Annotated in this window: 29 protein-coding genes; 23 read left to right on the forward strand and 6 right to left on the reverse strand. The window is 42.8% G+C overall.

What is annotated here, in order from left to right; genetic code table 11:
• The first annotated feature begins 110 nt into the window (after positions 1 to 110).
• The 4 genes from AWH49_RS16230 (at position 111) to AWH49_RS16245 (ending at position 3,973) form a co-directional block, all read left to right on the forward strand.
• A complete protein-coding gene (locus tag AWH49_RS16230; RefSeq protein WP_034287667.1) occupies positions 111 to 1,160 on the forward strand; it encodes a lactonase family protein in 1,050 nt (349 codons plus the stop codon).
• A 73-nt stretch (positions 1,161 to 1,233) separates the two neighbouring features.
• Positions 1,234 to 1,926, forward strand: a complete 693-nt coding sequence (locus AWH49_RS16235) for a TerC family protein (RefSeq protein ID WP_063966792.1) — start codon at positions 1,234 to 1,236, stop codon at positions 1,924 to 1,926.
• 149 nt (positions 1,927 to 2,075) lie between these two features.
• A complete protein-coding gene (locus AWH49_RS16240) occupies positions 2,076 to 2,759 on the forward strand; it encodes a FadR/GntR family transcriptional regulator (protein WP_063966793.1) in 684 nt (227 codons plus the stop codon).
• A complete protein-coding gene (locus AWH49_RS16245; RefSeq protein WP_063966572.1) occupies positions 2,756 to 3,973 on the forward strand; it encodes a CynX/NimT family MFS transporter in 1,218 nt (405 codons plus the stop codon). Before AWH49_RS16240 ends, AWH49_RS16245 begins: the two co-directional genes overlap by 4 nt.
• 118 nt (positions 3,974 to 4,091) lie before the next feature.
• Here AWH49_RS16245 and AWH49_RS16250 read toward each other — a convergent pair whose 3' ends face one another.
• Complete coding sequence (locus AWH49_RS16250; RefSeq protein ID WP_034289727.1) at positions 4,092 to 4,652, reverse strand: shikimate kinase; 561 nt, start codon at positions 4,650 to 4,652, stop codon at positions 4,092 to 4,094.
• 78 nt (positions 4,653 to 4,730) lie between these two features.
• Positions 4,731 to 6,080 (reverse strand): hypothetical protein, encoded by a 1,350-nt coding sequence (locus AWH49_RS16255; RefSeq protein ID WP_034287660.1) that lies wholly within the window; start codon positions 6,078 to 6,080, stop codon positions 4,731 to 4,733.
• Between the two features lie 205 nt (positions 6,081 to 6,285).
• On the opposite strand from AWH49_RS16255, the gene AWH49_RS16260 reads away from it, so the two are divergent.
• Both AWH49_RS16260 and AWH49_RS16265 read left to right on the forward strand, forming a co-directional pair.
• Positions 6,286 to 7,245 carry a 2-hydroxyacid dehydrogenase gene (locus AWH49_RS16260; protein WP_094777194.1) on the forward strand — a complete coding sequence of 320 codons (960 nt, stop codon included), beginning with the start codon at positions 6,286 to 6,288 and terminating at the stop codon, positions 7,243 to 7,245.
• 93 nt (positions 7,246 to 7,338) lie between these two features.
• Positions 7,339 to 7,860: a DUF3231 family protein gene (locus AWH49_RS16265; RefSeq protein ID WP_063966573.1), complete on the forward strand. Its 522-nt coding sequence runs from the start codon at positions 7,339 to 7,341 to the stop codon at positions 7,858 to 7,860.
• Between the two features lie 257 nt (positions 7,861 to 8,117).
• On the opposite strand, the gene AWH49_RS16270 is transcribed toward AWH49_RS16265, so the two are convergent.
• Positions 8,118 to 8,906 carry a DeoR family transcriptional regulator gene (locus tag AWH49_RS16270; RefSeq protein WP_018394960.1) on the reverse strand — a complete coding sequence of 263 codons (789 nt, stop codon included), beginning with the start codon at positions 8,904 to 8,906 and terminating at the stop codon, positions 8,118 to 8,120.
• Between the two features lie 390 nt (positions 8,907 to 9,296).
• On the opposite strand from AWH49_RS16270, the gene AWH49_RS16275 reads away from it, so the two are divergent.
• The 7 genes from AWH49_RS16275 (at position 9,297) to AWH49_RS16305 (ending at position 15,782) form a co-directional block, all read left to right on the forward strand.
• Entirely contained in the window at positions 9,297 to 10,418 is a 1,122-nt protein-coding gene (locus tag AWH49_RS16275) for an erythritol/L-threitol dehydrogenase (protein ID WP_018394959.1), read from the forward strand.
• A gap of 86 nt (positions 10,419 to 10,504) precedes the next feature.
• On the forward strand, positions 10,505 to 11,776 hold the full coding sequence (locus AWH49_RS16280) for an MFS transporter (RefSeq protein WP_018394958.1): 1,272 nt from the start codon (positions 10,505 to 10,507) through the stop codon (positions 11,774 to 11,776).
• A gap of 184 nt (positions 11,777 to 11,960) precedes the next feature.
• Positions 11,961 to 12,425, forward strand: coding sequence for a ribose 5-phosphate isomerase B (gene rpiB / locus AWH49_RS16285; protein ID WP_018394957.1), 465 nt, complete (start codon positions 11,961 to 11,963; stop codon positions 12,423 to 12,425).
• 2 nt (positions 12,426 to 12,427) lie between these two features.
• On the forward strand, positions 12,428 to 13,432 hold the full coding sequence (locus AWH49_RS16290) for a dihydroxyacetone kinase subunit DhaK (RefSeq protein ID WP_063966574.1): 1,005 nt from the start codon (positions 12,428 to 12,430) through the stop codon (positions 13,430 to 13,432).
• A gap of 13 nt (positions 13,433 to 13,445) precedes the next feature.
• Positions 13,446 to 14,096, forward strand: a complete 651-nt coding sequence (gene dhaL / locus AWH49_RS16295) for a dihydroxyacetone kinase subunit DhaL (protein ID WP_018394955.1) — start codon at positions 13,446 to 13,448, stop codon at positions 14,094 to 14,096.
• A 143-nt stretch (positions 14,097 to 14,239) separates the two neighbouring features.
• A complete protein-coding gene (gene glpX, locus AWH49_RS16300; RefSeq protein WP_082862913.1) occupies positions 14,240 to 15,214 on the forward strand; it encodes a class II fructose-bisphosphatase in 975 nt (324 codons plus the stop codon).
• 301 nt (positions 15,215 to 15,515) lie between these two features.
• Positions 15,516 to 15,782 carry a phosphocarrier protein HPr gene (locus AWH49_RS16305; protein WP_063966576.1) on the forward strand — a complete coding sequence of 89 codons (267 nt, stop codon included), beginning with the start codon at positions 15,516 to 15,518 and terminating at the stop codon, positions 15,780 to 15,782.
• A gap of 138 nt (positions 15,783 to 15,920) precedes the next feature.
• On the opposite strand, the gene tnpB is transcribed toward AWH49_RS16305, so the two are convergent.
• A complete protein-coding gene (tnpB, locus tag AWH49_RS16310; RefSeq protein ID WP_063966577.1) occupies positions 15,921 to 17,087 on the reverse strand; it encodes an IS200/IS605 family element RNA-guided endonuclease TnpB in 1,167 nt (388 codons plus the stop codon).
• Positions 17,088 to 17,312: 225 nt separating this feature from the next.
• Here tnpB and AWH49_RS16315 point away from each other — a divergent pair, with 225 nt between their 5' ends.
• The 3 genes from AWH49_RS16315 to AWH49_RS16325 all read left to right on the forward strand — a co-directional run bounded on the left by AWH49_RS16315 (position 17,313) and on the right by AWH49_RS16325 (position 19,727).
• Positions 17,313 to 18,023: a DNA alkylation repair protein gene (locus AWH49_RS16315; RefSeq protein ID WP_063966578.1), complete on the forward strand. Its 711-nt coding sequence runs from the start codon at positions 17,313 to 17,315 to the stop codon at positions 18,021 to 18,023.
• A gap of 101 nt (positions 18,024 to 18,124) precedes the next feature.
• On the forward strand, positions 18,125 to 18,709 hold the full coding sequence (pduL, locus tag AWH49_RS16320; protein WP_063966579.1) for a phosphate propanoyltransferase: 585 nt from the start codon (positions 18,125 to 18,127) through the stop codon (positions 18,707 to 18,709).
• A gap of 217 nt (positions 18,710 to 18,926) precedes the next feature.
• Positions 18,927 to 19,727 (forward strand): YihY/virulence factor BrkB family protein, encoded by an 801-nt coding sequence (locus tag AWH49_RS16325; protein ID WP_063966580.1) that lies wholly within the window; start codon positions 18,927 to 18,929, stop codon positions 19,725 to 19,727.
• Here AWH49_RS16325 and AWH49_RS16330 read toward each other — a convergent pair.
• Complete coding sequence (locus AWH49_RS16330; RefSeq protein ID WP_063966581.1) at positions 19,724 to 20,281, reverse strand: hypothetical protein; 558 nt, start codon at positions 20,279 to 20,281, stop codon at positions 19,724 to 19,726. The genes AWH49_RS16325 and AWH49_RS16330 overlap by 4 nt on opposite strands.
• Before the next feature lie 46 nt (positions 20,282 to 20,327).
• Here AWH49_RS16330 and AWH49_RS16335 point away from each other — a divergent pair, with 46 nt between their 5' ends.
• The 4 genes from AWH49_RS16335 (at position 20,328) to AWH49_RS16350 (ending at position 23,363) form a co-directional block, all read left to right on the forward strand.
• Entirely contained in the window at positions 20,328 to 20,849 is a 522-nt protein-coding gene (locus AWH49_RS16335) for a dihydrofolate reductase family protein (RefSeq protein ID WP_082862914.1), read from the forward strand.
• A gap of 4 nt (positions 20,850 to 20,853) precedes the next feature.
• Positions 20,854 to 21,855: a PQQ-dependent sugar dehydrogenase gene (locus tag AWH49_RS16340; protein ID WP_063966583.1), complete on the forward strand. Its 1,002-nt coding sequence runs from the start codon at positions 20,854 to 20,856 to the stop codon at positions 21,853 to 21,855.
• 67 nt (positions 21,856 to 21,922) lie between these two features.
• Positions 21,923 to 22,618, forward strand: a complete 696-nt coding sequence (locus tag AWH49_RS16345; RefSeq protein WP_063966584.1) for a DsbA family oxidoreductase — start codon at positions 21,923 to 21,925, stop codon at positions 22,616 to 22,618.
• Between the two features lie 169 nt (positions 22,619 to 22,787).
• On the forward strand, positions 22,788 to 23,363 hold the full coding sequence (locus AWH49_RS16350; RefSeq protein WP_063966585.1) for a metallophosphoesterase family protein: 576 nt from the start codon (positions 22,788 to 22,790) through the stop codon (positions 23,361 to 23,363).
• A 7-nt stretch (positions 23,364 to 23,370) separates the two neighbouring features.
• Here the strand turns inward: AWH49_RS16350 and AWH49_RS16355 are convergent, their stop codons facing one another.
• Positions 23,371 to 24,276 carry an AEC family transporter gene (locus AWH49_RS16355; protein WP_018394944.1) on the reverse strand — a complete coding sequence of 302 codons (906 nt, stop codon included), beginning with the start codon at positions 24,274 to 24,276 and terminating at the stop codon, positions 23,371 to 23,373.
• Between the two features lie 55 nt (positions 24,277 to 24,331).
• Between AWH49_RS16355 and AWH49_RS16360 the strand changes: the two genes are divergently transcribed.
• The 3 genes from AWH49_RS16360 to AWH49_RS16370 all read left to right on the forward strand — a co-directional run bounded on the left by AWH49_RS16360 (position 24,332) and on the right by AWH49_RS16370 (position 26,554).
• Complete coding sequence (locus tag AWH49_RS16360) at positions 24,332 to 25,246, forward strand: sensor domain-containing diguanylate cyclase (RefSeq protein ID WP_063966586.1); 915 nt, start codon at positions 24,332 to 24,334, stop codon at positions 25,244 to 25,246.
• 90 nt (positions 25,247 to 25,336) lie between these two features.
• On the forward strand, positions 25,337 to 26,098 hold the full coding sequence (locus tag AWH49_RS16365; protein ID WP_211268409.1) for a threonine/serine exporter family protein: 762 nt from the start codon (positions 25,337 to 25,339) through the stop codon (positions 26,096 to 26,098).
• Between the two features lie 12 nt (positions 26,099 to 26,110).
• Complete coding sequence (locus AWH49_RS16370; protein WP_063966587.1) at positions 26,111 to 26,554, forward strand: threonine/serine exporter family protein; 444 nt, start codon at positions 26,111 to 26,113, stop codon at positions 26,552 to 26,554.
• The last annotated feature ends 165 nt before the right edge of the window (positions 26,555 to 26,719 follow it).

Here is a 26,719-nt window from a genome sequence, read left to right on the forward strand (position 1 = left end):
GGGGAATATTCTAATAAATAGAAAGGCGTGCTTTTTCTTTTTGCTATGTCTCTTACTGATTGTCGTATATAATGATAGAGATGATTATAGATAATACGGGAGGCACTAGGATGACGATATATACTGGATTTGTCGGAACATATACGAAAGAAGATGGGAAAGGCGTTTACTCTATTCAGCTTGATACAGATAAAGGCGAGCTGATCTCTGCAGCCGTTGCAGCAGAAGTAAACAACTCGACATACGTGACGATTAGCGATAATGAACAGTTTTTATATGCGGTTGAAAAAGGTGGCAAAGGCGGTGGCCTTGCTTCATTTAAAGTGGTAGATGGACAGCTTGAAAAGTTGAATGATGTACTTGAAAGCGAAGGAGTGCCTTGCCATGTAACTGTCAACAAAAGCGGCACGCGTGCATTTACAGCACAATATCATACAGGAACTGCGGAAATGTACAGCATTGATGCAGAATCAGGAAAACTGATTGATTTGCTTGATGTGGCAACGCACACTGGGACAGGCCCGAACATAGATCGTCAAGAAAAAGCACACACGCACTTTTTCGCATCAACACCAGATGAGCGATTCGTGGTAGCGATCGATCTCGGGACAGATGAAGTGATTACGTACGAAATTGCTGGTGAAGATTTGCTGAAAAAAGCAGTGTTCAATACAGAACCAGGAGCAGGTCCACGCCATCTTGTTTTTCATCCGTCAGGAAAAGTGGCCTATGTGATGACGGAACTCAGCAATGAAGTGCTTGTTTTGGCGTTTAATAGAAATGATGGAATGTTTGAATGGCTCGCTTCTCACAAAACGATTCCGGCTAATTTCACCGAAAACAGTCAGGGCAGTGCCATTCGTATTTCCAAGGATGGCAGGTTCCTTTACGTAGGCAACCGAGGTCATAACAGCATTGCGGTATTTGAAGTGATCAATGATGGCCGTGATGTGACATTGGTAGAAATTGTTTCGACGAAAGGCGACTGGCCACGTGACTTTGACCTTGACCCAACGGAACAATTTCTCGCAGTGGCGCATGAAAAAACACACAATGTCGTGCTGTTTAAACGAAATGCAGAAACAGGCCGATTAACGCCTGCGAATTCAGAAGTAAACGTTCCTGAAGGAGTTTGTGTGACATTTTTAAGTGGAAAATAAGTGAAAGAAGGCTTTAATAGTGGATGCAATCAATAGCATCATTCATACGTATGCTTCATTTTTTGACTGGGATATGTGGGTGCAGGTGCTGATAGATCCAGTGAGTTGGGGGCTGATCGGGACGCTGATTGTTCTTGAAGGTTTGCTTTCAGCGGACAATGCGCTTGTGCTGGCGGTAATGGTTCGTCATTTGCCAGAAGACAAGCGGAAAAAAGCGTTGTTTTATGGTCTGCTCGGTGCTTACACATTCCGGTTCATTGCCATTGGACTCGGCGTAATTCTCATTCAGCTCTGGTGGGTAAAAGTATTCGGTGCGCTTTATTTAGCGTGGCTTTCATTCAATCATTTTCGATCATCAGGAGCGAGCAATGAGCCGAAAGAAATGAATAAAGCAGGGTTTTTAATTCGGCTTTTCGGTCCATTCTGGGGAACAGTTGCAGCGGTTGAATTGATGGATATCGCCTTTTCAGTGGACAGTGTACTCGCGGCGTTCGGCGTCAGCCAGAAAATCTGGATTTTGCTACTCGGCGGCATGCTTGGTGTCCTCATGATGCGGACAGTAGCTGGTGTGTTTATTAAATTAATTGATAAAATACCCGAGCTTGAAACGACTGCATACGTATTGATCGGTATTATCGCAGCGAAAATGATGCTCAGTGTGTTCCATATTGAAATGAGTCATAGACTATTTTTTATCATTTTATCGGTAGCATTCGTTGGCACGTTTATTGTTCATATTGCCAAAAAAAGAATAAGCTTTCATTAAAGGTGTCCCGCTATTTAATGGCGGGATTTTTTATTGTTTCAGGGGGGATTAACCATAACCAAAAAGGTATTCCGCCATTTATCTTTTCAACGATACATGATAAAATCATATTAACCAATCATCCTACAATTCTAAAAGGAGAATCCACAATGGACGTAATAAAAGCAAAACGATCGTCGCTTGTCGAACAGATAGCGCTTCAAATCGAGGCATTGATCGAATCGAAAACATGGCCCGTCGGTACGCGCATCCCGCCAGAAATGGAGCTAATGGAGCAGTTCGGTGTAAGCCGTAATACGCTCCGCGAAGCAATTCGGGCACACGTTTACGCGGGGCTTTTGCAGACAAAGCAAGGCAGCGGGACATATGTGAGAGCTAAAACGGTCCTCGGTGTTTCCTTTCAGAAACGTCTGGAAACGTCAACGCTTCTTGAAACGCTGGAAGTCCGCCATGCAATTGAGCGTGAAGCAGCGTGGCTTGCGGCGGAACGGCATACGGAAGACGAAGCAGCGCATATTCAAATATGTCTTAAGGCGTGCAAAGAAGCATCGGATTTATACTCGTTTGCGGAAGCAGATATTGCGCTTCATCATGCAATCATTGCGGCATCGCATAACGGAATTTTAATCGATTTATATACGAGTCTGGCAGAGTCTCTTCGTGCGTCTGTACATGATTTAACCGGTATGAATTTACATACGGAAGCCGATCCGGGCGCCCATGAAGCGCTTGTCCAGGCAATTATGGAGCGACAGCCAGCAAAAGCGGCAGCCATTGTCAGCCAGGATATTGATTGCTTGAAGAAAATGGCTAATTCGGAGGAAAATAGATGAGTATGCAGGCATTAATAAAAGAGGAAAGAGAGCGGTCAAAAGCAGGGAAGCTGTTTTTACTATTCAGTATTATTTTACTTGCATTGAATATGCGTTCACCAATTACATCGGTCGGACCGCTTACAGCGATGATCCGCGACAATCTCGGTATTTCGAGCACGACAGCAGGCGCATTGACGACAGTTCCATTGCTTGCATTTGCGGTCTTATCACCGTTTGCATCAAAAATGGCCCGCAAATTCGGCATGGAAGTTGTTTTATTCGGCGCACTGCTTGTTTTAACTGCAGGACTGGCGCTCCGACCGATTGGCGGTGTGACAACACTATTTACCGGCACTTTGCTTATCGGCATTGCGATTGCACTTTGTAATGTGTTGATGCCAGCATTCGTAAAAAGGAACTTTGCACATCAAATTGGTTTAGTGACAGGGTTTTATGCGATGTCGATGAACTTGACAGGCGCACTCGCTTCTGGTTTCAGCATTCCGATTGCTACATCGAGTGATTTTGGCTGGCGGGCAGCAGTTGGCTTTTGGCTTATTCCAGCGGGCATTGCGATTATCGTCTGGCTATCGCAGATGACGCACATTCGTCATCCGATCAAAACAGAAAAAAGTACATATGAAAAAGCATCGCTTCTAACTTCATCACTTGCATGGAAAGTTACTGCGTTTATGGGCATTCAGTCACTTTTGTTTTATTCGCTCGTCGCCTGGCTCCCGGAAATTTTGCAAGAACAGGGAATGAGCGCTGGCGCTTCAGGATGGATGCTGTCAATGATTCAGTTTGCACAGCTGCCAGTCACATTTATCGTGCCTATTATTGCGGACAAGATGAGCAATCAGCGTCCGCTTGTAGTGATAACCTCTTTGTTACTGATTGTCGGATTAAGCGGTATTTTATTGGGCTTGACAGAGTTCGTTCTTTTATGGGTCATCATGATTGGCACTGGAGGCGGATTTGCTTTTAGCTTGGCGATGATGTTTTTCAGTCTGCGTACAAGGAATTCATTTGAAGCAGCGGATCTGTCAGGAATGGCACAGTCTGCCGGCTATTTATTCGCAGCAATGGGACCCGCATTATTCGGTGCTATGCACGATTTCATGAATGGATGGACGTTGCCAATTTTACTACTCATCGGGGCATCCATCTGTCTATTTATAGTTGGCATGGGGGCAGCGAAAGAAGGATATGTGACAGAGAAAACTGTATAAATAAAATAAGAAAATCCCGCTATGACGACAATGGCGGGATTTTCTTATTTTAACGGTTTTATTTGGAAACGTATTATGGAGCATCGAGCATCCCACCGTCCGCATAAAGAGGTCGATTTTAATCGTTCATAGGTTCGTACATATCCCATGCGTGCTTCAATGAATCGACGATGAAGTCAGCTACTTCTTCTGCAGATCGCTGGTTAACCGTCAACTTTGAATGGTTGATGGAATAGGCATCTTGCCGCTTATAAAATAACTCTTCAATTTCCTCGATGTTCCGGCTTTGTAAAACAGGCCGGCTATCGATCAAAATATTAAGGCGTTCCTTCCATTCGTCCCATGATACGTCCAAATAAAACACGATGCAGTTTCTTAAACAGGATTCACGAATTTCAGGCTGCAAAAAGGCACCGCCGCCGATCGAAACAATTTTTAATTTTTGTTCAGCGAGAGCACACGTTTTTTTCTTTTCGTAGTCGCGAAAGAACGCTTCACCATGCTGCTCAAAAATTTCTGGAATCGTCATACCGAAATCTTTTTCAATTTCTTGATCGACATCGATGAAGCTACGATATAACTTTTTCGCAACGAGCTCGCCGATCGTCGTTTTGCCAACCCCCATGAAACCGATCAGCACGATGCTTTTTTGTCTGACAGACATGCGCACATTGTTCAATGTAAACACTCTTTCCTCTAAATGAATTACATTTAAGTATAGTACAGCAAGCACACTCCGTAAATATTATTCCGAATTTCACAAAAATAATCCGATGCCGTATGCGATCAAAATACTGCTGATGATGTACATAAGCGCAAATGGGAGATTCCAGCGCATAATTTTAATTGGATTGATCCGCAGCAGGTCCGATAAGATCGAGACTGATAAGTTAAATGGACTATACATAACGGTAGCTAAGCTGCATGTGATTAATACAATCGTTAATGGAATGGATGAGACAGCAGGCAAGATAGGCCGCAGTAATTCTCCAAGTAAAGTAATCGATACGAGTGGATGGAAACCGATTAATGAGGCTACGAAAAAATACAATCCAATCATAAAATAAAAAATCAATATCCGGTCTGATACGCTGCTGAAAGCCGTCTGTAAAAACGATAATGCTCCGGATGCAGACAGCATATTTACGAACAATCCGGCGCTTAAAAACATAAAAAAATAATTCGATAATCCGTTCGACCGTTCTTTCCAATACGGAATTGTCACGCTGAAATAGCGCTTTTGCTTTTTAATTAAGAGTGCCCATATAATCGAAACAGGAATGATGACGATAACGACAGATAGTAAGTACCCTTTTTGAAAATAATGTTGGAACAATGATGTTAATAAAATAAAAATAAAAAGCATGAAAACCATTTCGAGTATTTTTCTGCGTACTTTTGCAGACGATGGTTGAAGAGCGTCCGCGATATGTAATCCGAATGGACGGTATTTATAAAAAGAAAGAGTGTAATCAATCATCGCAAAAAGGAATACGATCATAACCAAAGGTAAAAGAACTTCGTAATACGCTTTGCCGGTCATGTCAAGCGATGCGCTGACTAATACTTCCATCGGACTCCAGGACAGGCATAACGCATAGCTGCGCAATAAACTTTGTGATAAAAAGGCATGAGCTTTCTCCTTAGGCAGCTGCTTTAATGTATGATGAAGCGAACTTTTCAATAGCGGTATCATAGCAATATTTAAAAACAGTCCGAGTACATGCGAGACGAGAAAGCTACGTTTATAAAGCTGATCAAGCCAATTCGTGTTACGGCGGAGCAGCAAATTCAAATTCGTATCATAATGCCCGACACGAATAATCGAATTTAAAAAAGGCAGGACGAGGAACAGAGACATAACGCCCAGCATGGAATCAAAATACAAGAAAAATGAATACCACGGTATCTCTTGAAACAGAAATAATCCAGTACCAATCAATAAAAATATTAATCCTGAGTAAAAATAAAGTCCTTTTGAACGTGTGGAAGCGAGAATGGCCGCAATGACCGCGATCACACCAACTGCATAATTAAGAGCAGTTACATCGATAAAAACAGACAACATGTATAAAATGATAAGTGCTGTATACGTATATACAATCATCCAATCCCTACTTTCTAGACAGTCTAACTATACTATACATAAGCGTAGCAAACTTCTATTTTTTCGTCTATACAGGTCATGGATACAAGCGGCTTTTACAATTAGCCTAAATATAGATCTGCATCTCTGTTCCGAAAATGGGGCAGGGACTAAGCATGAACAAACGTGGTACAATAAGGGAAATGAGACAAAAAGGGTGAAAAACGTGAAACCGAAAGTAGTCGTCTATAAACGAATGAGTGAACAGGTACTTGATTTTATCCGTGAGTCCTGTGATGTACAGTATTTCCCAGATTATAAAAAGGAGTTCCCCGTATTTCTTGAGGCGCTGAAAGAAGCGGAAGGCGTTCTTGGATCAGGTTTGAAATTTGATGCTGCTTTGCTTGATCAAGTGCCGAAATTAAAAATTATTTGTAATACGTCTGTTGGTTATGACAATCTCGACATTCCTTTATTGAAAGAACGCGGTATTATGGCGACGAATACACCGGACGTGTTAAATGACACAGTGGCCGATACGATTGTGGCTCTTATGTTGTCAGCCGCGCGGCGTATTACAGAACTCGATCAATTTGTAAAAACAGGCGGATGGTCTGAACACGGCTTTTCGCAGCAGCAATTTGGTGTTGATGTCCATCATAAAACGCTCGGTATTATCGGTATGGGTGGTATCGGTTCAACACTTGCGAAACGAGCCTATTTCGGTTTTGACATGAATATTATATACCATAACCGCTCTCGCAATGAAGAAGCGGAGACTACATATAATGCTACGTATTGTACAATGGATGAACTTCTTGAGCAATCCGATTTTGTCTGTGTCATGACACCACTTACGCCGCAAACGGAGAAAATGATTGGTAAACGGGCATTTGAAAAAATGAAAAAAACAGCTATTTTCGTAAATGCAGCCCGTGGAAAAGTGGTCGATGAAGCAGCGTTGATTGAAGCACTCCAATCAAACGAAATTTTAGCGGCTGGTCTTGATGTATTTGAACAAGAGCCCACAGATCGTAACAATCCGTTGCTGCAAATGCCAAACGTCGTCACACTGCCACATATTGGATCAGCAACAGCGGAGACGAGAACAAAAATGGCGCAGCTCGGGGCAGAGAATGTAGTAGCGGGTGTGACGGGCGGGAAACTAGTCACATCTATTTATTAAAATGTAATGTATGGAAATCAGATAATTTTGCCCACTGAGGGGATACTATTTGCGTGCAGAAGCACAAATACTATTTCTGATGGAGGGATCCAAGTGGGCATATTAAGTGGGAACCCAAAAGATGAACCTATGCATTACGGCGAGGTATCAGCTGTATGGGCAGCAGCTCTTTCAGCAAAAAGCTTAGCATCTTGCTACAGCACACTGTTAAATCATGCGGGTGACGAAGATTTAAAGAAGCTCATTGAAGAAGCGATCACACTTGGGCAAGCGGAAGCAACCGCTCTTGAGCAAGTGCTAAAAGAAAACGGTGTTGGTCTGCCGCCTGCACCGCCTGAACGTCCAAAGGCCAATATTAATGACATTCCAGTAGGCGCCCGGTTCCAAGACCCGGAAATTGCTGCATTTATTTCCCGGGACATAGGAATCGGTTTAACCTCTGTCAGCATGGCAATGGCCCAGTGCATCCGTGAAGATATCGCTGCAATGTTTTGGAAGTGGCATGCAGCCCAAGTGAAGCTTGGCGGCGAGTTTTTAAAATTGAATAAAGAAAAAGGCTGGCTTGTTGTGCCGCCACTGCATCTTGAGCAACGCGAGCTAGTTGGAGCAAGATAATTATATAAAAAAGAACCGTCTGAAAAGTAGGGGAAACCCGGCTTTTCAGACGGTTTTTTATTTGATTTTTGAATTGATTTTCAAGAAAAAATGGAGTTGATTAAAAGTAAATTTGATAAATCGTAAATAAACGATAAAAAATTAACGAGTTTTGAAAGTCTTTAAAAGAAGGAATGAAAATGAATTATCAACAATGAGGCTGGCGGTTATACAATTTGGTAAAGTAAAAAGCAGCCGGATCTTATTCCAGCTGCTTTTTATTTTGAATTAGGGGAAGCAATGAGGATGTCCACTTGATGTTCGCTTAGTTTTGCCACATAGCCATCTGGTAGTTGATCATCCGTAATAATTAAATCAATTAAATCTGTTGAGGCAAAAGAAGCGATAGAACGTTTATTCATTTTTGTGTGATCAAGCAATGCTACAACTTTTTTAGAAGCGTTGACCATAGCCTTTTTTAATTCCACTTCATATACATTGAAGTCGGTTAAACCGGACTCGAGTGAAAAACCGTTTGCTGATGTGAACATGATATCGATATGAATTTGGCTTAAAATATTGACACCGAGGCTTCCTTCTAGTGAATAAGAGCCTCTTTTTACAATACCACCTAATAAAATAACCGTGATATCAGGGTGGTGATGTAATTCCAATGCAGTATTAATTCCACTTGTAACCACAGTCAATCGGATCGGTGTATCCTTTAAAACCCGGGCCAATTCAAGAGCGGTTGAACTGGCATCAAGCATAATACATTGGCCGTTCGAAAGCAGTTCAGTGGCCTTTTTAGCAATAGCTGATTTTTCAACCCGATTTTTGCTTTCCCTGATGGAAAAGCTTGTTTCAGTATCGTGATGATCATTTAAAATGGCTCCTCCATGCGTTCTTGTTAGAAGGCCCTCTTCTTCCATTTTCGTTAAATCAGTACGCAACGTGGCTTCAGAAACTTGAATTTCTTTTGAAAGTTCTTTAATCGTAATACGCTGCTGATCAGTTAATTTTTCCATAATGGTTTTTCGCCTTTCCGGCGCAAACATTTTCTTCATTATTTTATCACCTGCATGTCAATTTTATTTTTCAAAGTGAACCCGCTTACAAAAAAATGATTACAATTGAAGCAATTAAATGAGAAATAGAGAAAACTTTTAATTGCAGAAAAAGCATGGTATTTTAAAAAATAGGGTTTTTTTTTGAAATTACTTCTTTTATTTATAATACATCATTTCAATACAATAATGTAAATCATTTAATAGTAAAAGAAAACGAAAGTAAAATGAAAAAAATAAAAAATATATATTGACGTTTCGATAATAAATATAATACAATTAAAACGCAAACAAAACAAAACAAAAAATGAATAAGATTAATTGTAAGCGTTGTCTGTCATTGCGAGATTTATGCTTGAAAACACACTGTTTACCGAGGAGAGATATAAAATGTGTACAAATCATACAACAGCTATTCAACAAAATGATGCTAAAAATATTCCAACAACAATGAAAGCGGTTGTAGCCTATTCGCCTGGTGACTATCGCCTTGAAGAAGTGCCTGTTCCTCAAATTGGAGAAGGTGAAATTCTCGTTAAAGTTGAAGCATGTGGCATTTGCGCCGGAGATTTGAAAGCGTTTGATGGAGCACCAAGCTTTTGGGGAGATGAAAAACAGCCTGCTTACATTAAAGCACCGATGATTCCAGGTCATGAGTTTATTGGACATGTCGTTGCACTTGGTGAAGGTGTGAAGGGCGATTTTAAAATTGGCGACCGTATTATTTCAGAACAAATTGTTCCTTGCTGGGACTGCCGCTTCTGTAACCGTGGACAATACTGGATGTGTGAAAAACATGACTTGTATGGTTTCCAGAACAATGTAAACGGTGCGATGGCTGAATATATGAAATTTACAAAAGAAGCCATCAACTATAAAGTACCAGAAGATCTTCCGATTGAAAAAGCCATCCTAATTGAACCATATGCTTGTTCTTACCATGCAGTAGAGCGCGCACAAATTCAGCTTGGCGATGTTGTTGTACTTGCAGGAGCGGGAACGCTCGGACTTGGCATGATTGGTGCGATCAAAAAGTCAGGGCCTGGCAAATTAATCGTTCTTGATCTTTTTGAAGACCGTCTTGAGATGGCGAAACAATTTGGAGCGGATATGGTCTTAAATCCGGCAAAAGACGATGTAGATGCGATTGTAAAAGAATTAACTGATGGCTATGGCTGTGACATTTACATTGAAGCAACAGGTGCTCAAAAATCAGTGGAACAAGGATTAAATATGATTCGAAAATTAGGCCGATTTGTTGAATTCAGTGTGTTTAAAGATCCGGTTACAGTGGATTGGAGTATTATCAGTGACCGTAAAGAGCTTGATGTACTTGGTTCTCATCTTGGACCATATTGCTACGAGCCGGTTATTAAAGGGATTGCCAATGGTGATCTCCCAACTGAGGGTGTCGTCACACATGAATTGCCGCTCGAAGAATTTGCAAAAGGCTTCCAACTTGTAAAAAACGGAGCAGAGTCATTAAAAGTAGTACTTAATCCAAATCTGTAAAACGATGAATTTACTATAGGTTCCTACATTATTATAGGAACCTATATTTTTAACTGAAAATGGGATGAACAAAGGAGGAGAAGGTTATGAATATAAACCAGGGGTTTTTAGGGAAACTTGGCATGGACTCTAAAATGGCCATGGGGTATTTCGGCGTAATGCTGTTTATGATTGGGGACGGTCTGGAACAAGGCTGGCTATCTTCTTATTTAATTGACAACGGTTTGACTGTTCAACAATCCGCCTTACTTTTTAGTACATACGGTTTCGCCGTGGCGATCTCAGCGTGGTTTTCAGGAGTACTTGCTGAAGTTTTAGGCCCTCGTAAAACGATGGCGATGGGTGTTGTTTTGTTTGTTCTTGGAACACTGATCTTTTTACTAGTCGGTCTTCCGACGATGAACTTGGCCATTATGCTTCCGACGTATGCACTCCGCGGGCTAGGTTATCCTTTATTCTCATATGCTTTTCTTGTATGGCTTACTTATTACGCGCCAGCTGAGAAACTTGGCACAGCTGTAGGTTGGTTCTGGGTTTCGTTCGCTGCTGGATTGAATGTTCTCGGTGCGTATTATTCAAGTTTAGTTTTGCCTTATTTAGGCGAAATGAAAACACTCTGGAGCGCGTTGGTTTTTGTAGCAATTGGGGCGATCCTTGCAATTGTTTTAAATAAAGACGATGGCAGTAATCGAAAGAAATTTGAATCAAAAGCAGAAATGATGAAATATCTGTCAAAAGGGATTACGATCGCATTTGAACGGCCGAAAGTTGGACTTGGTGGAATTGTTCGAACGATTAACACGGCCGGTGCTTACGGGCTTGTTGTCTTTCTTCCAGCGTATATGATCGAAATCGGTTTTACACGCACAGAATGGTTGCAAATTTATGCTGCACTTTGGACAAGCAATGTTATTTTCAACCTCATTTGGGGCGTTGTCGGAGACAAATTGGGCTGGAGAAATACCGTTATGTGGTTCGGTGGTGTAGGCTGCGCTATCACCATCATGACGCTTTATTATATTCCGTTGTATATGGGACCAAACTATTGGGCTACAACGATTGCCGCGATAATTTTTGGAGCATGCGTTGCCGCTTTCGTACCGCTCTCTGCTCTAATACCATCACTTGCTCCTGAAAATCGGGGAGCCGCGATGTCAGTTTTAAATCTCGGCGCAGGCTTGAGTACATTTGTGGGTCCAGCGCTTGTAGGTCTTTTTATTGGCAGTGTGGGCACAGTAGGTATTCTCTGGATTTATTCCGGTTTATACTTAATTAGTGCACTTATCATGAGGTTTGTTACATTGCCGAAAGATGAAGTAGTGGGTGGCGTTTCTGCAAAAACACAAGCTGTTCATTGAAAAAAAAGAAATAATGAGAACGTCTGTTAACAGATGTTCTCAATTTTTTTTAGTTATTTTTCATAAATCAAAAATAATCGAAAATAAAAGAAAGTAAACATTGACTTTTTCGTAACAAAATGAAAAAATACAATTAATAATAGAAAAGTTAAAAAAGAAGAAAGTAACGAAAGGACGATATATAATGAAAATAGGATTAGGTTCCGATCATAATGCTTATGATATGAAAGACAGTTTGAAAGAGTACATTCAGGAGTTAGGACATGAGGTTGTCGATTATGGTTCTGAAGATTCATGCACAGAGATCGATTATCCAGGCGTTGCGTTTCAAGTGGCAAATGATATTAACGAGACTAAAATCGACCGAGCAATTTTAGTTTGTGGAACAGGAATCGGTATGGCGATTGCAGCAGGAAAAGTACCTGGTATCCGAGCGGCATTGTGCCATGACACATATTCAGCGGAGCGTGCACAAAAAAGCAATGATGCACAAGTCTTGACAATGGGTGCAAAAGTTATCGGGATTGAACCAGCTAAAAATGTGGTAAAAGTATACTTAGATTCTGAATTTCCTGGGGGGAATTCTGCGAGAAAAATACAGCAAATCACTGATAAAGAACAGGAATATTTGAAAGGAGCGACCGTATAGAGATGAAAAAGCTCATTAATAATCCAACGGTTGTTGTAGAGGAAATGATTGAAGGGTATGTGAAAGCATATCCTAAACATGTCAGACAGCTGGAAGAGAATGCACGGGCACTCGTTACAGCCAAAGAAACATGCGAAGGAAAAGTAGGCGTTTTAATTGGTGGCGGTTCAGGCCATGAACCAGCATTTATGGGTTATATTGGAAGTGGAATGGCAGACGGTGTTGCAGTCGGAAATATTTTTGCTTCTCCTCCTCCAGATCCAATTCTTGAAGCAACGAAAGTAATCGACAAGGGAGAAGGCGTCATTTATATATATGGAAACTATGCTGGAGACGTGATGAACTTTGGAATGGCGGCGGAACTTGCTGACCTTGAAAGTGGTATTCGGGTAGGCTCTGTGTTGGTCACAGATGATGTAGCTTCTGCGCCAAAAGAGGAAAAAGAAAAACGCAGAGGGATCGCTGGCGAATTTTTCGTCACGAAAGCAGCAGGTGCTGCAGCGGATAAAGGCTATAATCTAGACGACGTGGTTCGCGTTGCGCAGAAAGCAAATGATTATATGCGTACGATGGGTGTTGGCTTAACACCTTGTTCGCTTCCACAAACAGGAAAACCAAGCTTTGAACTTGAAGAAAATGAAATGGAAATCGGTCTAGGCCATCACGGTGAACCTGGAATTGAAAAGGGCGAATTGCAGCCTGCTGATCAAGTCGTGGATCGTCTCGTACATGACATTTTAGCTGATATGCCGATTGAAAAGGGCGAAAAAGTGGCTGTTCTAGTCAACGGATTAGGCTCAACGACACGCATGGAGCTTTACATTATGTTCAGACGTGTTGAACAGATCTTAAGTGAAAAAGGTATTGAAATCCACCGATCTTACGTTGGGGATTACAGCACATCCCTTGAAATGGGCGGTGCCTCTGTAACTATTTTGAAACTAGACGAAGAATTGGCCGAGTTTGTGGATCATGCAGCAGACTGCCCAATGTACGTTCAAAAATAAGGAGTGACACAAGATGAAAATGACTGCTGAAGATTTAAAAACCTTTTTGAAGAACGTTGTGGTGATGATTGAAGAGCAAAAAGAATATTTATGCGAACTGGATCGTAAGCTTGGTGATGGCGATCACGGTGTCACAATGTCTATTGGCTGGCAAGCTGTAAATGAGAAACTTGAAGCTGAATTGAAAGACGAACAGGATTGCGGCAAGATATGCATTACAACAGGACGTACATTTCTTAGCGCTGTCGGTTCTTCTGTAGGACCTCTTTATGCAACTGGTTTTATGAGAGGCGCTAAAGCATTTCAAGGAAAATCAGAACTAACTGATGTAGAGTTGAAAGATTTCTGGGTCGCATTTGTTGAAGGAATTAAAGAACGTGGGAAAGCCGAAGTCGGCGATAAAACGATGATCGACACATTGCAGCCGACACTCGAAAGCTTACAGACTAACTTTGAAAAATCCAATGATTTTTTAGCTGCATTTTCTGAAGCCGTTATAGCAGCGGAGCAGGGGATGGAATCAACGAAAGAAATGCTTTCCAAACGCGGGCGTTCAAGCCGTCTTGGAGAACGTTCTCTAGGGACGAAAGATCCCGGTGCTACATCTGCTTACCTTATTCTCGATACATTTTTAACGACAATTAAATCCGCTCAAGTGGCGTGATAATAAATGAAAATAGATTCACCCGCTCATCGAAGTCAAAGTAATGTTGACGGGCGGGTGGATTTTTTAATATAAATTGTACCGTTGATTAACTATAAATGCATAAAAATTCATTTTATTGAATGAGTAGGAGGGCGAAAACATTGTCTCGATTAAACATTGAACAAAAAGAATGCATTCAGTCACTGGCAGATGAATTTTTAACGGTGGCACAAAAGGCAGCGATTGGGGTATATCCGTGGATTGGAAAGGGGAATAAAAATGAAGCGGATGGTGCTGGGACAGAAGCGATGCGCAATGAAATGAATTGTATAAATATGAATGCGGTTATCGTCATCGGTGAAGGAGAAATGGATGAAGCGCCGATGCTGTATATTGGTGAAAAGCTTGGTACTGGCAACGGCCCTCAAGTGGATATTGCCGTTGATCCAGTCGAAGGAACCACTCTTGTAGCGAAAGGACAGGATAATTCACTGGCAGTTATTGCAGTTTCAGAACAGGGAACACTTTTACATGCACCGGATATGTACATGGAAAAAATCGCTGTCGGACCGAGAGCAAGAGGCTGTATTGATATAAATGTATCTCTTACAGAAAACATGCAGTCCGTCGCAAAAGCGCTTGGCAAAGATATGAGCGAATTGACGGTGATGATCCAGGATCGTCCCCGTCATGATCATTTAATGAAGCAGGTATTTGAAGTGGGCGCAAAAGTGAGATTATTTTCCGATGTTGATATTACTGGAGCAATCGCAACAGCTATTGATGAACTAGACGTCGATATCCTTGTAGGTACTGGTGGCGCACCGGAAGGGGTCATTGCGGCGGTGGCATTGAAATGCCTCGGCGGCGATTTTCAAGGCAGATTGATTCCGGAAACGGAAGAGGAATCGGAGCGCTGCGTAAAGATGGGGCTTGCCGATCCGCATGCTGTATTAACAATCAATGATATTGTGAAATCGGATGACTGTTTTTTTGCCGCGACGGGCATTACGGATGGTCCTCTTTTAAAAGGGGTTTATAAAAAAGAAAATGGCAAAATGGCCACACATTCTTTTGTTGTGACAACGAGATATTCACAATTTATTGAAGCACAACACGACGTATTATACATTTGATAAAATAGATGTTTATCAATTATCCGCTTCGATAAATAGACTGACTGCTGGATGTTTTTGTGTGTTGAAGGGAACTTTAGTCTTGCATGCGAGTTCTTTTTCTAAGAAGAGGAAACAATACGATAGAATTCATACATACAAGCGCCAACAGGACAACAATATCCACATTGAGGGTTACGCCAGTAATTTTAAATTAAAAGGGTTAAAAATGTATGATTTCGGGTAAAAAATAGTGTACTTCTGTATGGATTACATTATAATGAGTAATGTTTGTAATTGAACAGTAAAGGAGATTATTAAAATGAATACAAAAACATTTACAATTATTGATGAGACAGGTATCCACGCGCGTCCGGCGACGGTTCTTGTTCAAACAGCTTCTAAGTTTAGCTCTGATATCACATTAGATTACAATAGCAAAAGTGTGAACTTGAAATCCATCATGGGCGTAATGTCTCTTGGAATTCCGAAAGGTGCTTCTATAAAAATTGCCGCTAACGGTTCAGATGCTGACGCAGCAATCGCAGCACTTGCAGAAACAATGCAATCGCAAGGCCTTGGCGAATAATAATTCGCTTGAAAGATCACCGAATCCGTTTCGGTGATTTTTTGTATCATTTGGGGATTGAACTACCCTCCACTTAACCCTCTTGCGAGTTGTTTGAAGTGGGGGATTCCTACGATCACCCGCGTATCCGCCGGTTATTTAGTAGGCGAGCTCCGCCGTTCCTGCGGTTAGAAGTCGAATGGCTTCGTTTTTGATATTCGTACTTGCGTTCAGATCTCGATCGTGATGAGTGTTACACGATGGGCAGTCCCATGTACGAATGGCGAGATTCTTCACGTCTTTGTGCTGGTGTCCACAATTGGAACAGAGCTGGCTCGATGCAAATGTTTTTCCGACCACGATGACCTGCTTGCCGTACCATTTCGCCTTGTATTCCAGCATCGCGCGGAATTGAGCCCAGCTCACTTCGCTGATCGCTTTCGCCAGCTTGTGATTTTTGAGCATATTTGACACCTGCAAGTCTTCGATCCCAATCACATCGTGGTTTTTGATGATTTCGGTACTGACTTTGTGCAGGTAGTCTGCGCGTGTGTTGGCGATTTTCTCATGGATACAGGCCACTTTTACTTTTTGTTTTTGATAGTTTTTCGCTTCGGTTAACTTACATTTCCGCTTCATCGCGCCTTCTTTCCGGCGGGCAAGAATACGCTGTTCTTTAGCGAGCTTTTTCTCCAGTGTGCAGAAGAATTTCAGGTTTTTATAGACAGTGCCGTCTGAAAGGATCGCAACGTCTTTTAATCCAACATCAACGCCGCAAGATGAGTTGGTTTTAGCCAGTTTTTGTACCTCTGTTTCAACCAACAAAGAGACAAAGTATTTGCCGGAAGGATATCGTCTTATAGTAGCGCTCAAAATGCGTCCTTTCACTTCACGGCTTTTGGCAAACCGAACCCAGCCGAGCTTCGGCAGTTTTAGCTTATGGCCGGCTATGCTTACGTCAGGGGACTGGTTCTTCTTTTCGATATTGGTCGTGTACGACTGCACGTTGTTTCGCTTGCTTTTAAAGCGCGGCGCCTTATTTTGCTTGTTAAAAAAGCGGTCAAACGAATCAGCGAGATGTTTTAAGGAGGACTGCAACGCATGTGCGTCCACTTCTTTCAGCCAAGTGAATTCTTTCTTTAACTCGGGAAGCTGGGAAGAGCAAGCGCGATACGTTAAGCCTTTTCCTGTTTTTTCGTGTGTTTCATTCCATAGGGAGAGGAAACGGTTAAAGACAAAGCGAGAGCAGCCGATAGTTTTCGCCATCAGCACGTCCTGTTCTTTGTTTGGATATAAGCGAAACTTATAGGCTTTATGGATGGCCATTCTTTTCACCTCATTCCCAGGTTAGAACATTAGTTCCTATTAAATGATTATACCAAAGGCAAAAGAAAAAGCAACATCTTTTGCTTTGCAAACCAGAAATTCACCCCCTGCTTATCACTGGCTGTGCCCTTCGCGTGATTGAAGTAGGTGTGCTCTTTCGGTAAAATCTAATAGAAAGAAGGAAGAATAAATAGTGACAGTGTCGATTAAGAGGGGTGCGGGAGAATGACATACGAAGAAGTAATGGGAAAGCTGGAGCAACTTGGCACGGATCAGACGAAAAAAACATTTTTGAGGCATGGCGCGAAGGAACCATTTTTCGGCGTTAAAGTGGGCGATTTGAAAAAGCACTGTGTGAAAGATGTGAAAAAGGATCAGCAGCTCGTCTATGACTTATACGCCTCGGGTAATAGTGATGCGATGTATTTGGCAGGGCTTACGGTCAAGCCGAAAGAGATGACGAAAGAGCGACTGAACGAATGGGTGCGCGGTGCTTACTGGTATATGATCAGCGAATATACAGTCGCACAGATTGCGGCTGAATCACTCTTTGCGATCGAACTTGCGCGGGAATGGATGCGGGCGGATGAAGAAATGATCGTCGTTGCTGGCTGGAGTACGTATAGCAATTATTTGTCGATCGCACCAGATGAGCAGATTGATGGTGAAGAAGTGGAGCGGCTCTTAGCGCAGGTGGCGGAAACAATTCATGAAGAACAGAATCGTGTACGCTACGTTATGAACAATTTTGTTATTTGTGTCGGAGCATATTATGCACCGTTGACAGAGCGGGCAAAAGAAGTAGCAGTTGCTATTGGCAAAGTACACGTTGACGTTGGCAATACAGCTTGTAAAGTACCAGTTGCAATAGATTATATAAAGAAAATAGAAGACCGTCATGCAATCGGAAAAAAGCGAAAGACATGTATTTGTTAAAAAGAAGTCGAAGAAAAAAGCATGTTACGCGTATTATTCCGGTGCAATCATGTAAAATAGGCATGATGCAATTAGTGTTAAACAGAAAGGCTGGAAGATAGATGACTTTAACAAACCATGGAACAATTCCTGTTGCTGTTTCAGCACGCCACGTGCATTTGTCACAGGAACACCTTAAAATTTTATTTGGATCAGGACACGAATTAACGAAACGCGTAGATTTGTCGCAGCCGGGTCAATACGCAGCTGAAGAAACAGTGACAATTGCCGGTAAGAAAAGCGAAATTGCACGCGTTCGCGTCCTCGGACCGTGTCGCCCTGCAACACAGGTGGAAGTCAGCTTGACAGATGCTGTAAAGCTCGGTGTAAAACCGCCGCTTCGTGAATCAGGCGATATTAAAGGATCAGAAGCAGTAACGATTACCGGTCCTGCCGGTTCTATTGAATTGTTAGAAGGCTTGATCATTGCAAAAGCACACGTTCATATGACGACAGAAGACGCGAAGAAATACAACGTTGAAAATAGTCAAATTGTGACTGTAGAAGTAGGCGGAGAGCGCCCGGTGTCATTCCGAAACGTCGTCATTCGCGTATCAGACAGCTATGCACTTGAAATGCACATTGATACAGATGAAGCAAACGCCGGTTTCATCTCACAAGGTGCAACAGGTGATATTTGGGCGTAATAGGGAGAGAAGCTGCTGCATTTTGCAGCGGCTTTTTTGTCGTACAGGACGTGCTAAAAAAGGCGTAGCAATAAATGTTGTGCCATTGAGCCTTTGATTCATGGCGACGGGCGGGATAAATAACAATTAAACCCTGCTGATATATATTAGAATCCCGCTAAAGTCGGTATAGGCCTTCTTGAATACGGGTAAAAATCAATAAGAAGAGGTGAAGCAGATGGATGTAATAAAACGAATGATTGCCCGTTTTTTTGAAGAGCGCTTTTATGATCAAGCTGCACAGACTGCTTATTATCTGCTCTTATCTGCTATTCCATTTATGATTTTTATGCTGTCACTAATCAGTTTTTTCCCCGTCGATCAAGAAGCAATTCTCGAATTCATACGGCCATATGCACCGGGTGAGTCATTTACACTTATTGAAGAAAACGTCAATGCGGTTTTGTCCACAGGAAAAGGACAAGTACTTTCACTCAGCTTACTTTCAACGTTCTGGCTTTCTTCAATGGCTGTACAGTCACTAGGTCGGTCGCTTAATGATGTGAGCGGAATTGAACGGAATTTGCCTTTTTGGAAAGGACTTCTTCGTGATTTTGGCGTGACAGTGATCTTCATGATCATAGTGCCGCTGTCTCTGTTCATCCCATTCGCAGAACGTCTTTTGCAATGGATCGCTGCTCAGTCCATTACAATTGAAGCTTGGTCCGGCTGGTTGACCATTTGGCCAATCGCTAAATGGGGCATTGGAACATTATTTTTAATTTTATTTTTCATAGCCTTTTACAAAATCATTCCGAATGAGCGGCAAACGCTCCGCCTTGTCCTGCCAGGCGCCATTTTTGCAGCGCTTGGCTGGCAGATTGGTTCACTACTGTTCGGAAATTACGCGGCTGCCGTCAGCTATACAAGATTGTACGGCCAGCTATCTGGAATCATTGTCCTCGTTCTCTGGTTTTATTTAACGGCTGTCGTTATTTTACTTGGTGGACTGCTCAATGCAGAACGGGCACGGAGTTAGTCACTAAGGTGTGCCAGACACGTTAAATACATGCGATTCAAATAAAGCTGTCTGGACATATGCGGGCTATTCTCAAAATGATCTTCAAGTAAATTAAAAAAGTCTTCATTTGCCTCAAAATAGTGATGGATAACGGCATGGTTTTTTTCCGGAAGCGGCAGTGCAATGCCGATGAAGTGATCGCCTGTTATATCTGATAGTGACCACTCGCTGCCATTGGACCAATTTCGATACGTGTGATTTTCTTTACGGATGCCAGCAAAAACAAAGGGCAATTTCCATGCCTCAAGCGTAGCGCTGACGATTGGACGCGTTGATATCGACTGTATTTCTTCTATATAATGAAACCATATATAAGGATGTTCGATAAGTGCATACCAGTCGTCGATCGCTGCTTCGATTGAGTCATGAGTCACATATGTGCTGAGAAGAGGGATCCACGTATGGTACAGGCGATCAAGTTCGGTTTCATCTGCATGCTCTTCAAAGTAATTGGAAAATTGGTTTCGGATCGAGTCGAGTTCTCGTATGTGAATTGGTGTAATATTGTTCATTTAAATCCCCTTTTGGATTGATTATATCAGAGGAAGGATGATCAGGATGGGAAAAATCGTTCTTTATATTGCGATAAGTGTAGACGGATACATCGCGTGCGCGGATGGCTCGGTCGATTGGCTAGAAGATGTGAGGGGTGATGGCAGCGATAATGGGTACGGCGCATTTTATGATGAAATTGGCTCGCTTGTGATGGGGCGGAAAACGTACGAAAAAGTGTTGCAGCTTACGAATAACTTTCCATATGCGGGCAAGCCGTGTTTTGTCCTGTCACGGATGCTGGCTGGTGAAACAGAGCATGTGACGTTTATAAATGAGGCTATATCTGATGTTCTGGAACGGGCAAAATCTTCTGCAGAAGGCGATGTGTGGCTCGTTGGCGGCGGTGAGGTCGTGAAAGAATGCCTCGCAAATGGGCTGCTTGATGATCTATATGTGGCCATTATTCCGAAAGTGCTCGGAGGTGGGATTCCGCTTTTTCCAAAGGGGAGTGAAGAGGTATTTGTGCTTGCGGATGTGAAGAAATTTGGGGATATTGTATCAATTCATTATTGGAGAAAGGACTGATGGGGTGGCGAAAAAATGGGTAGCCGGATTTTTGTTACTGTCAGGATGCGGCATTCAGGAGCCGGCGCAGCCGGAAAGCGAATTGATTGAAGAAGTGGCAGCCGAACTCGATGTACCGTGGTCCATTGATCAGTCGGGAGATGTTTTTTACATCTCAGAGCGGCCAGGAACCATTGCGAAAATAGAAGACGGTCAAGTCGAACATCAGCAAGTCATTCTAGCAGAACCGCTTTCAGATATGTCAGAAGCCGGATTGCTTGGTTTCGTTTTGAAGCCGGATTTTGATGAGTCTCGCCAGGCCTATGCCTACTATACGTATGACAAAGACGGTGAACCGTATAATCGTGTCGTCGTGCTTGAATCGTCCGGTACGCTATGGCGTGAAGCAGAAGTCGTGCTGGATGACGTTTGTTCCGGCAATGTTCATCATGGCGGACGCCTTGAAATCGGACCGGACAAAGCCTTATATGTGACGATCGGGGACGCTTCAGAACCTGACACTGCGCAGGATCTGGGTTCATTAAACGGGAAAATTGTACGTGTGAATGAATCAGGCGACGCAACTGTTTACAGTCTGGGCCACCGAAATCCACAGGGCATTACCTGGTCAGAGGATGGAGTAATGTATGCTTCCGAACATGGGCAGTCGGCGAACGATGAAATCAATATCATTAAAGAAGGTAATAATTATGGCTGGCCGGAAATAGGAGGAATTGAGAAAACGGATGGACTAGAAACGCCGCTTATTACATCCGGTGCCAATGACACGTGGGCGCCGTCCGGAATGGTCTGGCATGACGGAGTGCTATACGTCGCGTCATTAAGAGGTGAGACTGTGTTGGAAATCGATATAGAAACGCTCCAAGTATCAAAAGAAATAGAAGGATACGGCCGCATACGAGATGTATTTTCGGACGGCGAATTTCTTTATTTCGTCACAAACAACACCGACGGCCGGGGCAATCAGGCAGAGAGCGATGATAAATTGTACCGAGTGAAAAAGTAGCATTCGGGCAGATGATTTGCGCTTCATTTAAATGTGCCCTACTCTTAAGAAAAGGAGTTGGACGAAGATGAAAGTAGAAATTTGGTCGGACTTTGCATGTCCGTTTTGTTATATTGGAAAACGCCGCTTTGAGCAAGCGATCGAGCAGTTTGATGGAAATGTAAAGGTAGAGTTTCGTAGTTTTGAGCTCGATCCGAATGCACCGAGAAAAGCTGATCAGGATATTCATGACATGCTGGCAGGGAAATATGGAATGACGCGTGAAAAAGCAAAAGAGATGAATGATCAAATGATAGAACAGGCGAAAGAAGCGGGGCTTGATTATCAAATGGATACCATTATCCCAGCTAATACGCACGATGCACACCGTCTGTCGCATTATGCGAAAGAACAAGGCAAGATGGCGGAGTTTACGGAACGCATAATGAAAGCGTACTTCACGGAATCAAAGCATATCGCAGACTTTGAATCTCTCGCCCAGTTCGCAGAAGAATCCGGCCTCCTTAAAGAAGAAGTATTACACGTACTTGAAAGTGGAAAGTATAGTGATCAAGTGCGTGCGGATCAGAAGGAAGCGGCGCAGGTTGGTGTACGGGGCGTGCCGTTTTTTGTATTTAATGAGAAGTATGCGGTGTCGGGTGCGCAGCCTGTGGAGTCATTTTTGCAGGTGCTCCATAAAGTAGGGACAGAAGAACAGGTGACGGCTAAAAAAACAGAATGGTGCGCAGATGATGATTGCGGTAGTCTTGACGGTAACAAATGAATATAATAAAAAAGTATATTTAACAATTCGTATTCAGCATGTCATATCATGAATTAAACCGCCAAAATTAAGGCGGTTTTTTGACGCATAGGGCGTGTTAACAAAGGTGTGCGATTTTATTTTTTGATCGGCAATTAGAAAAAATACTTTGATGGAAGGAGATAGAAGAATGGAGTACGCGCTGCTTGGTGATTTGCATTCTAGCATTGACGATACGAAAGCGGTGCTCGCTCACATTGAGCTTACGGTACCGAATGCGAAAGTGGTTGGACTAGGCGATTTATTTGAATCTAAAATTGGAAAAAGAAAAGCAGCGACGATTCGATTATCAAGACTAGAGGAAGCGGCAGTATGGTCGGAAGAATTCGTGTCGCTGCTAACATTTCCATCGGTCCGGGGCAATCAGGAAGAGCGAATTATGGTGGTGACCAGTGGGAATCAATATGAACATTTACCAGAACACATAATCATTGACGGAGCTGTGCTAATGCATGGCCACCAGTGGAAGTGGACAAAAGAGTGGACACCGGTGCTGCCCAAAACGGAACCGTCGCTTCTCTTTTTCGGGCATAGTCATGAAGCAGGACTGTATCGGAAAGGGAGACGACTGCCATTCTCGTACGGAGTCCCGGTGCATTTAAAGAAAAAAAGATACGGTATTAACGCTGGCGCCGTTTGGGGTACGCGCGAATGGGTGCTATATGACGCCGCCGCGCGCACCGTGACGTTTATGAAAACGGAGTAAACACTTGCTATACGCCAAGTAAAAACAAAACGAGCGGAATCGTCAAAATACTTAATAATGTGGTCACCAGTGTAGTAAACGAGACGAGATCGGGCTCCGTACCGAATTGAATGGCAAACATCGTCGTGTTTGCCGCAGCAGGCATTGCCGCCAGTAAAATCATGACATCTTTCAGCAAGTCATTGACCGGCATAAACGACACGATCAACACGGCAAGAAGCGGTGATGCAATCATTCGGATGGAGGTCACTGCACTCACATAATTATATGCTACACGCTTTGTCGCAATAACGGCGAGCTGCATGCCGAGAACGAGCATAACTGTCGGAATCGAAGCATCAGCGACCAGGCTAATTGCGTCCATAAATGTTTGGTGAATATGTACATGTAGCAATTGCAAGATGACCCCGAGTACCGCGCCGTGGACAACGGGCATGCGTACAACGCGCTGGAGCGACTGCTTCAACGTCGTTTCTTCTTCTCCGCCAAATGACGCCGCAAACATCCCGATCGTGTTCATCAAAAAGGCTTGGAACACCATAATAATAACCGCATAATCAAAACCAACCGCCCCAAAGGCAAATAACACAACCGGTGCGCCATAATTGCCGCTGTTCATAAAGACACCGCCAAGAATCATCGCTGCCATTTTTGGACGGGATGCTTTCATGAAGAAGCCAGTTACGAGTACAATAAGAATTAATGACAAGGATAAAATGAGGCAAAAAGCCGTAATATAAACGTACTCCATCGTTAATTCATTAGCGTAAAATGTCCGGAACGCAAGAAAAGGCGACATTAAATAAAGAGCGGCCATCGAAATCGATTTAATATCAAATCCAATCCACTTCTGTCCCGCGTAACCAGTCAAAAAAATTAAAAATGCTGGTAAAACAATCATTAATAAATCCAAAATCTGTTCATCTCCATCGAGTGTTTCTTTTCTTTATCATAGCAGAATATCCTATATGAAGAAGATGGTATACTACTGGGAAAACAGTGTTTCTTTTGTTCAAAAGGTGATCTCGGGCAAAGATGGATCTAAGCAAGTGACAAACACGCGAGGGGAACATTACCTTACCGGTTATTCTTACATGGCAAGCACCAGATGGGGGATTGTTTCTCAAACACCGAGTACGATTGTAAAAGAGCCATTAAATCATTTAATTCATCAAATGTTTCTACAGTCTCTTCCCATGCTTCTTTTAATTGTCCTGTTTGCGATAGGAGTAGCTATTTTCATTTCAATTCCGCTGAATAAGCTGGCGAAGTTTTCTGAAGAAGCAACATCCCTTGGTTATATTAAGAATGAACAGATGAATATGCCGAACATGAAACTGGTCATCTATGAAGTACGGCAACTTTATCAACATATCAGCAATCACCTGAATTTTTTATCTGCTGCAATTAGACGAGATGGGTTAACAGGGTTAGCTAATCGAAGGGCATTTGACTTAACCATTCAAGAATGGATGCAAAATAGGCATACTTTCTCTCTTTTACTTATAGATATTGACAATTTTAAGTGTGTAAATGATACGTATGGACATGTAGTTAGAGATGAAGTTTTAAAGTCTTTAGCCAATGTGATGTGTAAGATGTCCAGAGAACAGGATATTTGTTTCCGATATGGTGGAGAAGAGTTTTGTCTATTAGTAGACAGTGAGAAAAGGGGAGTGGCATATGCAGAAGCAGAGCAGCTTAGGAAAGCAGTAGAGCAGATGGAGAACGTAACAGGGAAGCCTATTACCATTTCGTTGGGAATATCGGCGTATGAAAAGGGCTGCCAGACGCCGGGTCAGTTAATTGAAGAGGCTGATTCGGCTCTTTATGAAGCAAAATCAGAAGGGAAAAATAAAACAATTGTTTACAACCGGCATTGAACTTCTTTAGCCGGTTATTTTTCTGTCGGATGAAAAAGATGGACGTGGTACGTTATAATGAAGGCATTGACAAAGATTGGAGTGATGTTGATGGAAGCCAAACTTGAAGAAAAGTACGACATAATGGACGTTAGTTTAATTGCGGGGAAAATTATGTTGGAAAACGGCGCGGAAACGTATCGGGTGGAAGACACGATGATGCGAATTGCGCAGTCATACGGCATTCGCGATTCACACAGCTTTGTGACACCGACAGGCATTATGTTTTCGATTGAAACAGACGAACCGACAAAAACAAAACTGATGCGTATTTCGAATCGAACGACCGATTTATATAAAGTGAGTGCAGTTAACGCAATTTCGCGGCGGATCAGTGCAGGAGAACTGACGACCGTGCAAGCTTACCGCGAATTAAAGGCAATTCAGAAAGCACCGATGTTTTTCCCCTTTTGGATCCATATACTAGCGGCAGCGTCGACAAGTGGATGCTTCGTCATCTTGTTAAAAGGAAGCTTTGATAACGTGCTTCCTGCTATGATAGCTGGCGGGCTGGCGTATTTCATCGTGTTAAAAGTCGCAAACATTGTGCCGACGGTGTTTTTCTCGGAATTTATTGCGGCACTTGTTGGCGGTGCTGCGGCATATTTGTTTTATCGAATGGGATTTGGCGGTGACCTTGATCGGATCATTATCGGTACGCTTATTCCGCTCGTGCCGGGCTTGCTTATTACAAATGCCGTACGCGATTTAATGGCGGGTCATTTTATTTCAGGGTTAGCGAAAGGAGCAGAAGCACTGCTGACGGCACTCGCGATTGGAACAGGCATCGCAGTTATTATGACATTGATTTAAGGGGGGAGGGGCGTGACGATTTTAACGAATATGCTGTTCAGCTTTCTCGCCGCAGCAAGCTTCGGCATCATGTATAATGTGCCGAAAAAATTGCTGATAAAGTGCGGCACTGTCGGGATGGCCGGCTGGATGGCGTACTATTTTTTATCTGAAAACAACGTCGATCCATTGGCATCCACAGTCGGTGCCTCATTCACAATCGCTGTCATCGGACATGTATACGCAAGACTGTACAAAACACCGGTTATTATCTTTACGATTGCCGGTATTATCCCGCTCGTTCCAGGCGGCACCGCGTACCGGGCGATGCGCGCTTTCGTGCAAAATGACTACGGAAATGCCATGAGTCTAGCAGCCAAAGCCTTCATGATTTCTGGTTCTATCGCTCTCGGCTTGATCTTATCCGACGTATTTTATCAGCTGTTGATTCGGAAAAAAGTACCGGTTGGGAAGTGAAATTGGGCGGACTGCAGGATATCTCTTTATTTACCAGATCGGGAGCTGAGTAAATGTGCAAGCACCAGGTCAAAGATTATGAGACCCGAGGAGTGTTTCGCCAAACTTTTCAAAAATAGGCTAAACTGACCACTCCCACGGCTGAAGCCATGGGGGTTCTTTTTC

Origin of the sequence: Domibacillus aminovorans (genome assembly GCF_001643235.1) — a bacterium.
Taxonomy (GTDB): domain Bacteria; phylum Bacillota; class Bacilli; order Bacillales; family Domibacillaceae; genus Domibacillus; species Domibacillus aminovorans.